Below are 14,911 nucleotides of genomic sequence, written 5' to 3'. Positions count from 1 at the left end.
GGCCGGTCAATACATCGGTCGGTGGCGATATTGCGGCCGTGATGGCGGGTCGGGGATCCGGCGGACTTCACCGCCGGATCCCCCGGCGTAGCGGCATGTGGGCGGGTGTCGGCCGGCTCGCCCCGATGCGTGCGACCTGACGGTCTGCGAGCCATCCGCCGGCGTTTCAGCGGGCTCCGGCGGAGTCCCGGGTCTGCTCGGCGAAGTGGCAGGCGACCAGGCGATCCGCCGGACCGTCGAGCGAGCGCAGGACCGGCTGTTCCTGGCTGCAGCGGTCCTGGCGGAACCGGCACCGGGTGTGGAACCGGCAGCCGCTGGGCGGATCCGTCGGGCTCGGCGGGTCGCCGGCCAGCATGATCCGGTCGGCCAGGCGCCGCCGGCTGCGGTCCACCACCGGGGAGGCCGACAGCAGCGCCTGCGTGTACGGGTGGGTGGGCTCCTCGTACACCGTGGTGGTGTCGCCGATCTCGGCCAGCCGGCCCAGGTACATCACCGCCGTCCGGTCGGCGACGTGCCGCACCACCGAGAGGTCATGCGCGATGAAGACCAGCGCGATGCCCATCCGGTGCTGCAGGTCGCGGAGCAGGTTGACCACCTGGGCCTGGACCGACACGTCGAGCGCCGAGACCGGCTCGTCGCAGACCAGCACCTCGGGTTCGAGCGCGAGCGCCCGGGCGATGCCGATGCGCTGGCGCTGGCCGCCGGAGAACTGGTGCGGGTACCGGTGCATCAGCTCGGGCGCCAGGTTGACCAGGCTCAGCAGCTCGGCGACCCGGTCCCGGCGGGCGGCGGCGCCGTCCACCCGCTTGTGCACGATGAGCGGCTCGGCGAGCAGGTCGAGCACGCTCATCCGGGGATCGAGCGACGTGTAGGGGTCCTGGAAGACCATCTGCACCTGGCGGCGCAGCAACCGGCGGTCGCGGCCCCGCGTCCGGGCGACGTCCCGGCCGTGGATGGTGATGCTGCCGGAGTCCGGGCGTTCCAGTCCGACCAGCATCCGGGCCAGGGTCGACTTGCCGCAGCCGGACTCGCCGACGATGCCGAGCGACTCGCCGGCGCGCAGCCGAAGGCTCACCCCGTCGACGGCGCTGACCCGGGTGCGATGCCAGCCGGTCCGGCCGGTGGCGAACGACTTGTGCAGGTCCTGGGCGTCGAGCACCAGATCACCCGGTGACGGCGGCATGACGTACCTCCTCGGTGCGGTGGCAGGCGGCGGTGCGGCCGTCGGCGACGACGGTGAGCGGCGGCCGCTCGGTACGGCAGCGGTCCACGACGAAGCCGCAGCGCGGGTGGAACGGGCAGCCCGCCGGCTGGTGGGTCGGGCTCGGCGGGCTGCCCGGGATGGCATAGAGCGCCTGGCCGCGCTGGTCGGCCTGGGGGACCGAGCGCAGCAGCGCCTCGGTGTACGGGTGCGCGGGGGTGCCGAGCAGGTCGTCGGCGCTGCCGGCCTCCACGACCCGTCCGGCGTACATCACCATGACCCGGTCGGCGACCTCGGAGACCACGCCGAGGTCGTGCGTGATGAGCAGCACCGCCATGTTGAGATCCCGGCGCAGTGAGTCGAGCAGCTCCAGGATCTGGGCCTGGACGGTGACATCGAGCGCGGTCGTCGGCTCGTCGGCGATCACCAGCTCGGGGCGCAGCGCGATGGCCATCGCGATGAGGATGCGCTGGCGCATGCCGCCGGAGAACTGGTGCGGATACTCACCGACCCGGCGGGCCGGGGCCGGGATGCCGACCTGGCCGAGCAGGTCGACGGCGGCTGCCCGGGCCTGCCGGCGGGACATGCCGCGGTGCTCGCGGAACAGCTCCCCGATCTGGTCGCCGATGGTGAGCACCGGGTTGAGCGCGGAGAGCGCGTCCTGGAAGACCATGCTCATCCGGGTCCCGCGCAGGTGCCGCAGCTGCGGTTCGGCGAGGCCGAGCAGGTCGGTGTCGCCGAGGCGCATGGCGTCGGCACTGACCGTGGCGTTGCGTGCGGACAGCCCCATCACCGCACGGGCGGCGGCTGACTTGCCGGAGCCCGACTCGCCGAGCAGTGCCACCAGCTCGCCGCGGGCGACGTCGAGGTCCACGTCGACCACCGCCGGCACCGACCCGCGACGGGTACCGAAAGTGACCGACAGGCCGCGTACGTGTAACGCCGATTCGGAGGCGTGACGCATGTGTTTCCTCTCGGTTGATCAACCGGTAACAGGGTGCCCGTACTTCACTCGCGGAGCATCGTCAGTGCCTGTTCCTTGCTCGCATCTTGACTTCGGTGCCCGATTATTGCAACCCTCGCATTGGTCATCCCCCGCTGGACGTTGCTCCGGCAGGGGTGTCGACGACCCGCGCGGCCTTGTGGACGGCGGCGCCCTCCATCCCGGGCGTGCGTCCGGCGCCGTCGCGCGTCATCACGGAAAGGGAGGCTTTGATGCTGGAAAGCGCAAAGCGATACACCGGTTACACGGCGTACGAGTATCTCGAGCCGGGTAAGGACTTCAAGGTCTTCGAGTACGCCGAGCAGATCGGCCGCGTGCCGGCGTACCAGGGGCTGGAGCTCTCCGACAGCCAGCGGGAGCGGGTCGTGCGCCTGCTGACCGACGAGATCGTGATCTCATTGCACGACCACGTGCAGGTCTTCCCGAAGGACATGGGCCGGCTGCGGGAGCACATCCGGCAGGGCCGCGAACCCACCGGCTACCGGGGCCTGGCCCGGTCCGGCATGACCGCGGTCTTCGACAACGGGATGGACGGCACCTGCTGCATCTCCAGCGACGCCGGCTGGAAGTACCAGGACGTGCTCTTCGACCTCGGGGTCCGGATGGCCGACCTGGCCCACCAGGACTACGTGATCAAGGCGGAGTCCCTCAAGGACATCCACCACGCGCACGAGACCGGCCGGCTCGCCCACGTCTTCGCGCTCGAGGCGGCGACGCCGATCGAGAACGAGGTCGACCGGCTCGACGTCCTGTACGGCTTCGGCGTACGGCAGATCGGCATCGCCTACTCCGAGGCGAACTACCTCGGCAGCGGCCTCAAGGAGCGCGGCGACGGCGGGCTCACCTACTTCGGTGAGAAGGCCGTGGAGCGGATGAACAAGCTCGGCCTCGCCATCGACATCTCGCACTCCGGCGACCGCACCGCGCTCGACGTCATCAACTACTCCACGAAGCCGGTCCTGATCACGCACTGCGGCTCCCGCGAGGTCTGGCCGACCAACCGGATGAAGCCGGATGCCCTCATCAAGGCATGCGCGGAGCGCGGCGGGGTCATCGGCATCGAGGCGGCGCCGCACACCACCCTGTCCGATGCGCACCCGCACCACTCGCTGGAGTCGGTGATGGACCACTTCACGCACCTCGTCGACAAGGTCGGCATCGACCACGTGACGTTCGGGCCGGACACCCTCTTCGGTGACCACGTCGGGCTGCACGACGCCTTCTCGGGCAACCTGTCCATCTCGCAGGCGCACGGCCATGTCGAGCACCCGCGGGTGGAGTACGTCGACGGCCTGGAGAACCCGGCCGAGTGCTTCTACAACATCATCGGATGGCTGGTCAGCCACGGCTACTCGGACGACGAGATCCGCAAGGTGGTCGGCGGCAACACCATCCGCGTCCTCGAGGAGGTCTGGGTCTAGATGCGTGTCCGTCTACCGTTCACCGCGCTCGCCGCCGTCGCCGTGGCGGCCACGGTCGCAGCCTGCAGCCCGAGCGCGCCCAGCGGGCCGGGTGGCAGCACGAGCGATGCGGTGCTGACCATCGCGACCACCACCGACGTGGTCAACTTCAATCCGCTGATCGGCAACAGCCGGACCGACTCGTGGATCACCGGTCTGATGTACCCCCGGCTGCTCACCATCGACGCCAACGGTGCCAAGCAGCCGTACCTGGCCAAGGACTACGGCTTCACGGATGCCACGACGGCGTACTGGAACCTGCGCGACGACATGAAGTGGAGCGACGGCAAGCCGGTCAGCGCCGACGACGTCGCCTACACCATCAACTCGATCCTGAAGGACAAGCCGACCGGCAACACCACGTACGGGCAGCTGGTCAACGTCGACTCCGCGTCCGCGGCGTCGCCCACCCGGGTCGAGCTGAAGCTCAAGCGGCCGGACTCCACGGTGGTCACCGAGGTCGGCTTCTGGATGAACGTGGTGCCCAAGCACGTCTTCGAGCCGGCCGGCAGTGTCGCGAAGTTCCCCAACAACAGCAACTGGGTCAGCGCCGGTCAGTTCAAGCTGACCACGGTGGCGAAGGGGCAGAGCTACACGCTCGAGCGGGTCACCCCGTATCCGTTCGCCCCGAAGGGCACCCCGACCGTCGCCAAGATCGTGTACCGGGTCTACCCGGACGTGAACACCGAGATCCTGGCGCTCAAGAACGGCGACGTCGACCTGATCGCCAACGCGCTGCCCCCGGCGCAGGTGAAGAACCTGCAGAGCGCCCCCGGCGTCAAGGTCGAACAGGTGCCGGGCCTCGGCTACGCGCACATGACGTACAACATGAAGCGCAAACCGCTGGAGAACCTCAAGGTCCGCGAGGCGCTCGCGCACGCCGTGAACTACGAGGCGATCCGCAGCGTCGTGCTGCAGGGCCAGGCCGTGTCCACCGGCTCGAGCCCGATCCCGCCGGTGCTCAAGGACTTCGCCGACCCGTCGAGCAAGGAGTACGCGTTCGACACCGGCCTGTCCAAGCAACTGCTCGCCGAGGCGGGGTTCGGTCCGGACAAGCCGCTGTCGCTCACGATGATCTACTCGCTGCAGGACGCGGTGACCTCGCAGTGGGCCGCGCTGGTCAAGGACGACGCGGCCAAGGCGGGCATCACCATCAACCTGCAGGGCATGGACCGCAACACGTATCTGGCCAAGACGAACGCCGGTGACTACGACATCTACGCCGGCAACTTCGCCATCATGGACGACCCGACGACCAACATGGCGCTCACGTACCTGCCGGGCGGGGCGATCAACTACTCGAACGTCGACGACCCGGCGCTGAACGCGCTGATCACCAAGGCCCAGTCGACCACCGACAAGGGCCAGCAGAAGCAGCTCGCCCAGGAGGCCGGGAAGCTGGTCCGGGACAACGTCTACGACAACGTCATGTACATGCAGAACCTCTACATCGCACACAGCGACAAGTGGAGCAACTTCATCATCAAGCCCAGTGAGCTGCTCTCGCTCGTCGACCCCCAGTCGCTGGCCAACGCGACGAAGAGCTGACGCCGATGCCACAGGTACTCCGATTCGCCGTCCGCAGGATCGGGCGCGGGCTGCTGACCCTCTGGTTCGCCGCCACGGTCACGTTCCTCCTGCTCCGGCTGCTGCCCGGCGACCCCGCGCTCGCGGTGGCCAGCCCGAACATGACGCCGGAGGCGCGCCAGACCCTGCTGCAGCAGTACGGGTTGGACGAGCCGCTGCTGACCCAGTACGGCAAGTATCTGTGGCAGTTGCTGCACGGCAACCTCGGCACGTCATTCAGCCAGCAGCTTCCGGTCAGCACGGTGCTCTTGCAGCGCCTGCCCTGGACCCTGCTGCTGACCGTCTCCTCACTGCTGGTCACGGTCGCCGTCGGCATCCCGCTCGGGGTGCTGGCGGCGACCCGCCCGCGGGGCTTCCTCGACCGGCTGGTGCAGGTCGGCGGCGTCGTCGGCCAGTCGCTGTTCGTCCCGAGCGTCGGCATCTTCCTGCTCTTCGTGCTCGGGCTGCAGCTGCACTGGCTGCCCATCGGCGGCGCCTACAGCCCGGGGGTCTACGGCACCGCGTGGTACGGCGACGTGCTGCAACACCTGGTGCTGCCCTGCTTCAGCCTGGTCCTGGTGCAGCTCGGCTCGTACGTGCTGACCCTGCGCTCCACCCTCATCGACTCGCTCGGCGAGGACTACTGCGTCCTGGCCCAGGCCAAGGGCCTGCCCAACCGGAAGGTGGTGTGGAAGCACGCACTGCGCAACGCCCTGCTGCCCACCACCACCCTGGTCGGCCTGCAACTGGGCTTCCTGGTCGGCGGCGCGGTGCTCACCGAGACCGTCTTCGCCTACCCGGGCATCGGCCGGGGCATCTACGAGGCCGTCACCCAGCTCGACTTCCCGGTGCTGCAAGGCGCCTTCGTCCTGCTGGCCGCGACCGTGGTGCTCGCCAACGTGCTGACCGACCTGGCGTACGGCCTGCTCGACCCGAGAGTGAGGACCGCATGACCGCAACACCGGGTCCTGCCGCGGCAGGCCTGGAGACCGTCATCACGGACCAGGTCACCGCGGCCCGGGCCACCTGGTCGGCGTTCCGGCGCAACCCGCTGGGCATCGCCTCGCTCGGCATCCTCGCCGTGCTGGTGCTCGTCGGCGTCTGCGCGCCGCTCATCGCCGCCTCGCCCTCCGGATACGGCGACCAGGTGTTGCAGCCACCCTCGGGCGCGCACTGGTTCGGCACCGACAACCTCGGCCGGGACATCTTCGCCGAGGTGGTCTGGGGCGCCCGGCTGAGCATCGTGATCGCCGCGCTGTCCTCGGCCCTGGCGATCCTGATCGGCGTGCTGGTCGCCGTGCTCGGGGCGTACTTCCCGAAGGCCGACACGGTGATCGGCACGGTCGTCGACCTCTGCCTGTCGCTGCCGGTGCTGCCGTTGATGATCCTGGTGGCGGCGCTTGCCGGGCCCAGCCTGGTCACGCTGGTACTGGTCATCGCGTTCTTCTCGTGGCCTGAAGTGACCCGGGTCGTGCGTTCGCAGGCGCTGTCGGTGGTCCGGCTGCCCTACATGGACGCCGCGCGGGTCACCGGCGGGTCCCACGCCTGGATCATCCGCAAACACCTGCTGCCCGCGGTCGCGCCGGTCATCGTCGTGTCGGTGGTGCTGACCGCGTCGCGGGCCGTGCTGTCCGCCGCCGGTCTGGCCTTCCTCGGCCTCGGCGACCCGACCAGCTGGTCCTGGGGACGCATCCTCTACGAGGCCGAGCAGTCCGGGGCGATGTCCAGTGCCTGGTGGACGACGCTCTTCCCGTCGCTGGCGATGCTCGCCCTGGTGGTCTCGGCGACCCTGATCTCGATCGCGTACAACGACGCGCGCAATCCCCGTACCCGGGAGGACTAGTCCATGCTGGACACCCAACGCCTGCCCGCCGGCTTCTACCGGCGGCTGCAGGACGACATCCGCGCCCAACTGGCCGATGAGGCGCTGGACGCGATCCTCACCGACGACCCCGATGACGTCGCGTATCTCACCGGCTTCTTCCACCACCCGAACGAGCGGCCGGCCGTGGTCCTGCTCCCCGTCGAACGGGCCACCCTGCTGCTCGTACCGGAGCTGGAACGCGAGTACGCACAGGCCCAGCGGGCCGCGGCGGAGATCGTCGCGTACCCCGAGTTTCCCGGCCTCCGACCGCCGTTGTCGTACCTCGGCGCCGCGGCGGAACCGACGACGGGCCGGATCGGGTATGCGGGCAGCATCACCGTGGACCGGCTCGACCAGGTCCGCGCCGCCTTCCCGAAGGCCACCCTGGTCCGCACCGACCTGGTCATGCGGGCCCGGTTCCACAAGCGCCCGGAGGAGATCGCGCTGCACGCCGAGGCGGCCCGGATCACCGACCTGATGCTCGCCGCCGGGCGCGCGCTCGTGCAGGAGGCGGTCGCGGCCGGCGGCGAACTGCCCACCGAGGCCGAACTGGCCGGGCACATCACCGGCGTCGGCACGCGCACGATGTACGCCGAACACGCCGACGTCGTCGTGGTCTCGTTCCTGGCCGGCGGGCTGGTCTACTCCGGCCCGAACAGCGCCCGGCCGCACGCCCTGCCGTCCGGGTACCGGCTGCGCCCCGGCGAGACGTTCATGCTCTCCCTCGGCTGCGCGGTCGGCGGCCGGTTCGTCGAGGGAGAGCGGACGTTCATCCTCGGCGAGCCCAGTGCCGACCAGATCCGCTACTACGAGGCGGTCCGGCAGGCGCAGCAGACCGGGGGAGAGGCACTGCGCCCCGGTGTCGCCTGCGCCGAGGCGAACCGGGCCTGCCTGGACGTGATCCGCGAGGCCGGCCTGGGCCAGTACCTGCGGCACCGGCAGGGACACGGGATCGGGCTCGGCATGCACGAGGCGCCGTGGCTCTCCGACGGCGACGACACCCCGCTGGCCGAAGGCATGGTCGTGTCGAACGAACCGGGCATCTACATCCCCGGGCACGCCGGCTACCGCATCTCCGACTCGATGCTCATCACCTCGGACGGCGCCCGCCCGTTCACCGCCTACCCCCGCTCCCTCGACGACGTCGTCATCGCGCTCTGAGTGCGTCTTCGTTTTGTGCATCGTTCGCTCGTATGTGCATTTCGCTCGTATGTGAAAGGACTACCTGTGCGGCTTCCGATCAACGGCAACGAACTCGAGGTGGAGGTTTTCGGCGCGGACGACGCGCCGGTCCTGATCGCCCACCACGGCGCGCCCGGCCTCGGCTCGCGCGCCGAGCCCCGCGCCACGTTCAGCCCGTTCGCCGACACCTACCGGGTGATCGTCTTCGACGCCCGCGGCTCCGGGGCCAGCGAGGGCCGGCCGCCCTTCACGCACGAGCAGTGGGTCGCCGACGTCGACGCGCTGCGCGAGTGGGCCGGGGTGGAGAGCTTCGTCATGGCCGGTGGTTCGTACGGCGGCTTCATCTCGATGGAGTACGCCATCCGCTATCCCGACCGGGTGCGTGCGCTCGTGCTGCGGGACACCTCGGCCGACCACGACAACGACGAGGCCGCCCAGCACAACGCCGAGACCTCCACCCGGGTCCAGATCGACCTGGAGAAGCTGGACCGCATCAACAACGGGCGGGTCCGCGACGACGACGACCTGCGTGACTGCTGGGCCGAGATCCTGCCGCTGTACGACCACGTCTACGACCCGGCGAAGGTGGCCGAGCGGGTGGCGGCCACCCCCTACCGCTACCAGACGCACAACTTCGCCTTTTCGGTGAACATCCCGGCGTACGACATCAAGTCCCAGCTGCACCGGATCACCTGCCCCACACTGGTCACCGTCGGCCGCGACGACTGGATCACGCCGGTGGCAAGCAGTAAGGTCATTGCATCGTTGATTCCGAACGCGCGGCTCGTCGTGTTCGAGAAGTCCGGGCACTCGCCCCAGGTCGAGGAGGCGGAGCTGTGGCGGCAGGTGGTGCGCGACTTCCTGCACGAGGCCGGCGCCGGTGACCGCTAACGGTTACGCCAGCAACCTCGACGACCTCGACCGCCGGATCATCGCCGCCCTGCAGGGAGACGGCCGGGCGAGCTGGACCGAGATCGCGGAACTCTCGGGCAGCTCGGTCGCGACCGTCGCCCGGCGCGGGCAGCAGCTCCTGCGCGACGGGGTCGTCCGGGTGGCGGTGATGCCACGCAACAACCACAGCGGTCCGCACGAACTGTTCGTCCTGCGGATCACGTGCGCGCCCGGCGCTCAGATGGCGGTGCTCGCCGAGCTGGTCCAGCAGTCGGACCTGCGCTTCCTCAGCCTGGTCACCGGCCCGTACGACATCCTCGCCGAGCTGAACCTGTCCCGGGAGGACTCCCTGCGGGCCCGGATCGTCGAGCGGATCCTGGCCATCGACGGCGTGCAGCGCTGCGACACCGACCTGACGCTGCACGTCTACAAGATCACCGGGGACTGGAGCCGGCAGCTGCTCACCGGCGTGCCCATCGAGGAGGTGACGGAGGCGCACCAGTGCGACCCGAGCCACTTCGACGCGCTCGACCGCCAGATCATCGGGCTGATGCGGGAGGACGGCCGGGCCAGCTTCCGGACGGTCGCCGGCGAGGTCGGGCTCAACGAGAGCACCGTGCGGCGGCGGTTCGAGACGCTGCGCGGCCGGGGCTGCATCGTGGTGACCACGCTCGTCCCGGCGCCGGCGCTGGGCTTCGAGTCCGAGGTCGTGCTCAACATCGCCGTCGCCCCGCAGTTCCTCGACGCGGCGGCCCGCACGCTGAGCAGCTACCGCGGGGTGCGATACGTCGCCGCCCTGCTGAGCAACAACGCGCTGATGTGCGAGCTGATCATGCCGAGCACCCAGGAGCTGTTCGAGTTCACCACGAAGACCCTCGGCCGCCTGGAAGGGGTGCAGGGCTGGACGGCGAGCGTCGTGCTGCTGGTGCTGCGCCGGGCCTACGTCGAGACGCCGTGGTGGCGGGAGAGCGTGGCCCTCGCCCCGGCGCGCCGCTCGGTGGACGACGGGTCAGCGTAACCGGCGCGCGGCCCGTCCCACGACGGGTCGCCGTGACCGGCGCGCGGCCCGTCCCGCAGCGGGTCACCGTAACCGGCGCGCGGCCCGGGCCGGTATCCGGCTCGCCTGTGCCGTCGCTCAGGTAGGCGGCCGGTCCCCGCAATACGTTGTCACACGCGACTCCGTCGCGCCGGCCCGCGGAGCCTCCGCTGCCCGTGCGAGCTTACGCCGCGCCCGTTGAGAAGTTCATCGTTGACAATTCGTTGACACGTCTGTAACTCTGACGAATGTCAATATTTGGATCTTCGAACGGGGAGGAAGACCAACATGACCCGAATCATCGGGAGGCTGGCGGATCGCCTGATGTCCGTCGTCGTGCCGCGGACGACCGCGACGGCCGGATACGAGACCGAATGCCACAGCTGTTTTCTCGGCGGCGGCGGAACCGATTCGCTGTGGACCCGGTATTGCGCGGGTAGCTGCAGCAAGTGGTACATCGGCAAGTGCGGTACCTGCTGATCGAAGATGCGCCGGGGCGGTCTTTCGGCTGCCCCGGCGGGCCAGGTCGAGGAGCCGGCCGCAGCCCGATGCGGACAACCGGTGCGGCCGATCCGTGTGCATCCACCCGATTGGGAAGGGACGTCCCGACGTGTCCTACGTCGTCGCCGCGCTCATCGTCACGAACGTGCTGACCCTGCTGAACCTCCTGCTGCTCTTCGGCGTCATCCGGCGACTGCGCGAGCAGCCGGCACCGCCGCCCGGTGGCCTGCTCGGCCGCCCCTCACTGCCGGTCGGCGCGCAGATCGAAGCGTTCTCCACAGTCGATGTCGATGGCCTGCCGCTGCGCCGGGACGAGCTGCCCGAGGGCGCTGTGGTCGGCTTCTTCAGCCCCGGCTGCGCGCCGTGCGAGGCGCTCATACCGAAATTCGTGGCCCACGCCGAGGGCGTTCCCGGCGGCCGGGAGAGTGTCCTGGCCGTCATCACCGGCTTCCCGGACGAGGCGGCCGGCTACGTCGCCCGGCTGTCCCCGGTCGCTCGCGTGGTCGTCGAGGGGCGCGAGGGCGCAGACGTGGTGCGGGCGTTCCAGGTTTCGGAATTTCCGCAAGTGTTCCAGCTCGACGGCGACGGCCGAGTGCTGGTCAGCGACGGATCCCTGGACCGGCTGGCCGTGCCGGCGGCATGACCGGGGTCCGCACGGAGCCGGTGCGGCGGACCATCGGGGCCGCCTTCCGGCTGGCGTGGCGTGCCGCGCCGGCGCACCTGGCCGGCGCTGTCGTCGTCGCCGCGCTCAGCGCCGCAGCGCCGATCATGACCGCCGGGCTGACCCGGGCGACGGTCGACGGCATCCTGGCCGGCCTGGGCGACCGCGAGCTGATCGCGCTCGTCGGCGGACTGGCTGCGGCAGGTATCGCGGTCGGGGTGCTACCGCACGCCGCCATGTATCTGCGCGCGGAGATCGGCCGGCGCAGCGCCGTCCGGGCCCTCGACGAGCTGTACCGCGCGGTCGAGCGCCAGGCCGGCCTGCGCCGGTTCGAGGATCCGCCGTTCCTGGACCGGCTGCGGATGGCCGGCTCGGGCGGTCGCGCGCCGGGCGAGCTGTGCGGCGCGGTGCTGGGCGCCGGCACCGGTCTGCTGAGCGCCCTCGGGCTGGTCGCGGCGCTGGTCCTGGTGAGCCCGCTGATGACCGTCGTGGTGCTCGCCGCCGCCGTGCCGGTGCTCGTGATGGAGCTGATGCTCGCCCGGCGGCGGACCGCCATGTTGTGGCAGCTGAGCCCGGCGGCCCGGCGCGAACACTTCTTCAGCCAGCTGCTGGCCCACCCGGTCGCGGCCAAGGAGGTCCGGCTGTTCGGCCTCGCCGGCTTCCTGCGGGAGCGGATGCTCACCGAGCACCGCGCGATCGACGTCGCCCAGCGCGGCATCGACCGGCGGGCGCTCGGCACGCAGGGCGGACTCGCCCTGCTCAGCGCGTGCGTCGCGGGCGGCGGCCTGGTGTGGGCCGTGTTCGCCGCCCGCGCCGGCCGGCTGAGCGTCGGCGACGTGTCGATGTTCGTCTTCACCGTCGCCGGCCTGCAGGCGGCCCTCGCCGGGCTCGTCGGCTCGCTCGCCAGCGGCCACGCGTCCGCCCTGCTCTTCGCGCACCATCGGGTGGTCCTCGCCACCGGGCCGGACCTGCCGATGCCCACCGAGCCGCGCCCGGTGCCCGCCCTGCGTCGCGGCATCGAGCTGCGCGACGTGTGGTTCCGGTACGCCGACGACCAGCCGTGGGTCCTGCGCGGCGTCAGCTTCACGATCCCGCACGGCATGAGCGTCGCCCTCGCCGGCCGCAACGGCGCCGGCAAGACGACGCTGGTGAAACTGCTGTGCCGGCTGTACGACCCGACCCGCGGTTCGATCCTCTGGGACGGGATCGACCTGCGGCAGATGCCGATCGCCGAGCTGCGGCAGCGGATCGCGGCGGTGTTCCAGGACTACATGGAGTACGACCTGACCGCCGCCGAGAACGTCGGCCTGGGCGACGTGGCGGCGATCGACGACCGGCAACGGATCACCGACGCGGCGCGGCTGGCCGGGATCGACGACGTCCTGGCCGGCCTGCCCCGCGGCTACGACACGATGCTGTCGCAGATGTTCGCCGCGGGCGACGACCTGGACGACGCGCAGGCCGGGACGACGCTGTCCGGCGGGCAGTGGCAGCGGCTGGCCCTGGCCCGGGCCCTCATGCGCGGCGAGCGCGACCTGCTGATCCTCGACGAGCCGAGCGCCGGCCTCGACGCCGAGGCCGAACACGAGGTGCACACCCAGCTGCACCGGTACCGGACCGGGCGGACCAGCCTGCTCATCTCGCACCGCCTCGGCGCCGTCGCCGACGCCGACCGCATCGTGGTCCTGGCCGACGGCGTCGTCGCCGAGGAGAGCGACCACGCCGGACTCATGGCCGCCGGCGGCACGTACGCACATCTCTTCGCGCTCCAGGCGAGCGGCTACACCCGGGCCGGGGCCGAGCGGTGACGGCGGCCGCGTGGATCGCCGTCGCCGCGCTCGTGGCGATCGGGCTGGCGGCGTGGTGGCTGCGCCGGCGGTTCGTCATCGTGACGGTGCTGGGCGAGAGCATGGCCCCGACCTACGCGCACGGCGACCGGGTGCTCGTGCGCCGCGTCCGCCTCGCCCAGGCGCGCACCGGCGAAGTCGTCGTGGCGGCATGGGGCACGCCGGAGCCCGGCGGGCCGTTCCCGTTCACCAACGCCGAGCCGGAGCCTGGCGTACCGCCGACCCTGCAACCGTGGATCGTGAAGCGTCTGGTGGCCGGCCCGGGCGACCCCGTGCCCGAGGCGATCCGAGCAGCCGTGCCGGACCGGGAGGTACCCCCTGGCCGTTTCCTCATGATCGGCGACAACGTCGAGGCCAGCGCCGACTCCCGCCAGCTCGGCTACGCCCACGCCGAGTATCTGCTCGGCTCGGTGGTCCGCCGGCTGCCACGCTGACCCTTGCCCGGCGGCGGCCGCCATCACCGGCGCTCAGGGCGTGCGCATCAGGGCGGCCAGATCGTCCCACCTCGTCACGAGCAGGCCCGCGACGGCGCCGGCCAGCGCGATGACCGCCACCATGGGCGCCTGGAAGGCGCCCCCGGCCAGCGAACCGGCGAGCCCGAGCACCGCGACGACGACGAGCGTCAGGTTGCGGACGACGTGCTGCATGCTCAGCGGCGTGTCGGACACGCCGAAGCACCGGCACGCAACCGCGGCACCCCGCCGCACCACCCGCGCGACGGCAACGGTAAGCGCGCCGAGCAGCCCGGCGGCGAGCACGAACGCCGCCGTGCCGGCCGGCCGGACGGGCACGAGCGCCAGCACGACGATCGCCGCCTCCGCCACGACGGTCGCGACCGCCGCCGCCCGCATCCAGGCCTCGCCGACGACGTCCATCCGCCGCAGCGACGCCACGAACGCCGCCCAGGCCGACCGGCTGGACACCTTGCCGGCCAGTGCCAGTGCGAACACGATTACGAGCACCGCTCTACCGGCCACCTCGACGTACTGCACCGTCGAAACCTATCCATCGTTGCCCATGCGCGACAACCCCGCCCGCAGCGCGTCGCCGCGAACCCGCCTGGGTGGCACGTGACGGGACGATGCGTTGCGTACTCACGATGGGGCACGGTCCCGTACGACACCCCGGCTCGCTCGCCGCGTTTTCGCAGCGCTCAGCGCGATCGGCCGCGGCGGCGTCTACCTCGAGGATGGCGCTCCAGCAACGACCGCGTAGCCACTCCGAAGTGGACGAATACGCCGCACGTCGCCGGCCATCAGCGTCTCGGCAGCTGGGTCACCCTGCCGGGGAGGTGATGGTGTGGCCGAGCGTTCGCAGTGCCTTTCGGAACTGGGACTCGTGTTCGACCGGTACGGCGAGGTGGCGGTCTCCGACGAGCGTGCACAGGGCGCGCAGTTTCCGGTCGTGGGCGATGAGGGCGGCGAGCGGCGGGTCGGCGCATTCGATGAGGCGGACGATGCCCCTGGTCGCGGATTCCTACCATGCCGCTAGGACATGAGTTGTCATGTAAACCCAGTACCCCGGTTGGCGATCCGGGCCCAGCACGCCTCGGCGAAACGGAGTACAACACTAATGGGCAAAGCTGTCATACCGATCTACGTACCCGCCTGCACTGTGGCCGCCACGACGAAGGTCCAGGGCCTGACGTTCGACCTCCTCAACGAGCCGATCCTCAACGACGCGTACTTGGCGGGCTGAG

Annotated in this window: 16 protein-coding genes; 13 read left to right on the top strand and 3 right to left on the bottom strand. The window is 70.7% G+C overall.

The features are described from left to right. Positions 1–166 precede the first annotated feature (166 nt). The gene (locus tag AB0M46_RS02335; RefSeq protein ID WP_363332413.1) at positions 167–1,183 is read right to left on the bottom strand and encodes a dipeptide ABC transporter ATP-binding protein; all 1,017 of its coding nucleotides are present in this window, start codon (positions 1,181–1,183) and stop codon (positions 167–169) included. Continuing rightward, the gene (locus tag AB0M46_RS02330) at positions 1,164–2,084 is read right to left on the bottom strand and encodes an ABC transporter ATP-binding protein (protein ID WP_363332412.1); all 921 of its coding nucleotides are present in this window, start codon (positions 2,082–2,084) and stop codon (positions 1,164–1,166) included. Before AB0M46_RS02330 ends, AB0M46_RS02335 begins: the two co-directional genes overlap by 20 nt. A gap of 332 nt (positions 2,085–2,416) precedes the next feature. Between AB0M46_RS02330 and AB0M46_RS02325 the strand changes: the two genes are divergently transcribed. The 11 genes from AB0M46_RS02325 (at position 2,417) to AB0M46_RS02275 (ending at position 13,646) form a co-directional block, all read left to right on the top strand. Further along, positions 2,417–3,625, top strand: coding sequence for a membrane dipeptidase (locus tag AB0M46_RS02325; protein WP_363332410.1), 1,209 nt, complete (start codon positions 2,417–2,419; stop codon positions 3,623–3,625). Further along, positions 3,626–5,212: an ABC transporter substrate-binding protein gene (locus AB0M46_RS02320; RefSeq protein ID WP_363332409.1), complete on the top strand. Its 1,587-nt coding sequence runs from the start codon at positions 3,626–3,628 to the stop codon at positions 5,210–5,212. A 5-nt stretch (positions 5,213–5,217) separates the two neighbouring features. Next, positions 5,218–6,183 (top strand): ABC transporter permease, encoded by a 966-nt coding sequence (locus AB0M46_RS02315; RefSeq protein WP_363332407.1) that lies wholly within the window; start codon positions 5,218–5,220, stop codon positions 6,181–6,183. Next, positions 6,180–7,073 (top strand): ABC transporter permease, encoded by an 894-nt coding sequence (locus AB0M46_RS02310; protein WP_363332405.1) that lies wholly within the window; start codon positions 6,180–6,182, stop codon positions 7,071–7,073. The genes AB0M46_RS02315 and AB0M46_RS02310 overlap by 4 nt, the downstream gene beginning before the upstream one ends. A 3-nt stretch (positions 7,074–7,076) precedes the next feature. Next, on the top strand, positions 7,077–8,255 hold the full coding sequence (locus AB0M46_RS02305) for a Xaa-Pro peptidase family protein (RefSeq protein ID WP_363332404.1): 1,179 nt from the start codon (positions 7,077–7,079) through the stop codon (positions 8,253–8,255). 66 nt (positions 8,256–8,321) lie between these two features. Beyond that, a complete protein-coding gene (locus tag AB0M46_RS02300; protein WP_363332403.1) occupies positions 8,322–9,167 on the top strand; it encodes an alpha/beta hydrolase in 846 nt (281 codons plus the stop codon). Beyond that, complete coding sequence (locus AB0M46_RS02295) at positions 9,157–10,185, top strand: Lrp/AsnC family transcriptional regulator (RefSeq protein ID WP_363332402.1); 1,029 nt, start codon at positions 9,157–9,159, stop codon at positions 10,183–10,185. Before AB0M46_RS02300 ends, AB0M46_RS02295 begins: the two co-directional genes overlap by 11 nt. Positions 10,186–10,491: 306 nt before the next feature. Next, positions 10,492–10,683: a hypothetical protein gene (locus tag AB0M46_RS02290; RefSeq protein ID WP_363332401.1), complete on the top strand. Its 192-nt coding sequence runs from the start codon at positions 10,492–10,494 to the stop codon at positions 10,681–10,683. A gap of 130 nt (positions 10,684–10,813) precedes the next feature. After that, entirely contained in the window at positions 10,814–11,347 is a 534-nt protein-coding gene (locus tag AB0M46_RS02285) for a hypothetical protein (protein WP_363332400.1), read from the top strand. Beyond that, positions 11,344–13,173 (top strand): ABC transporter ATP-binding protein, encoded by a 1,830-nt coding sequence (locus tag AB0M46_RS02280; RefSeq protein ID WP_363332399.1) that lies wholly within the window; start codon positions 11,344–11,346, stop codon positions 13,171–13,173. Before AB0M46_RS02285 ends, AB0M46_RS02280 begins: the two co-directional genes overlap by 4 nt. Further along, positions 13,170–13,646: a S26 family signal peptidase gene (locus AB0M46_RS02275; RefSeq protein WP_363332398.1), complete on the top strand. Its 477-nt coding sequence runs from the start codon at positions 13,170–13,172 to the stop codon at positions 13,644–13,646. Before AB0M46_RS02280 ends, AB0M46_RS02275 begins: the two co-directional genes overlap by 4 nt. Before the next feature lie 33 nt (positions 13,647–13,679). On the opposite strand, the gene AB0M46_RS02270 is transcribed toward AB0M46_RS02275, so the two are convergent. Next, positions 13,680–14,204: a MauE/DoxX family redox-associated membrane protein gene (locus AB0M46_RS02270; RefSeq protein WP_363332397.1), complete on the bottom strand. Its 525-nt coding sequence runs from the start codon at positions 14,202–14,204 to the stop codon at positions 13,680–13,682. Positions 14,205–14,511: 307 nt separating this feature from the next. Between AB0M46_RS02270 and AB0M46_RS02265 the strand changes: the two genes are divergently transcribed. Beyond that, complete coding sequence (locus tag AB0M46_RS02265) at positions 14,512–14,703, top strand: hypothetical protein (protein ID WP_363332396.1); 192 nt, start codon at positions 14,512–14,514, stop codon at positions 14,701–14,703. 81 nt (positions 14,704–14,784) lie between these two features. Beyond that, positions 14,785–14,910, top strand: coding sequence for a hypothetical protein (locus tag AB0M46_RS02260; protein WP_363332395.1), 126 nt, complete (start codon positions 14,785–14,787; stop codon positions 14,908–14,910). The last annotated feature ends 1 nt before the right edge of the window (position 14,911 follow it).

Origin of the sequence: Dactylosporangium sp. NPDC051485 (assembly GCF_040682015.1) — a bacterium.
Lineage (GTDB): Bacteria > Actinomycetota > Actinomycetes > Mycobacteriales > Micromonosporaceae > Dactylosporangium.
This window is presented reverse-complemented; position numbering and strand designations above follow the sequence as displayed.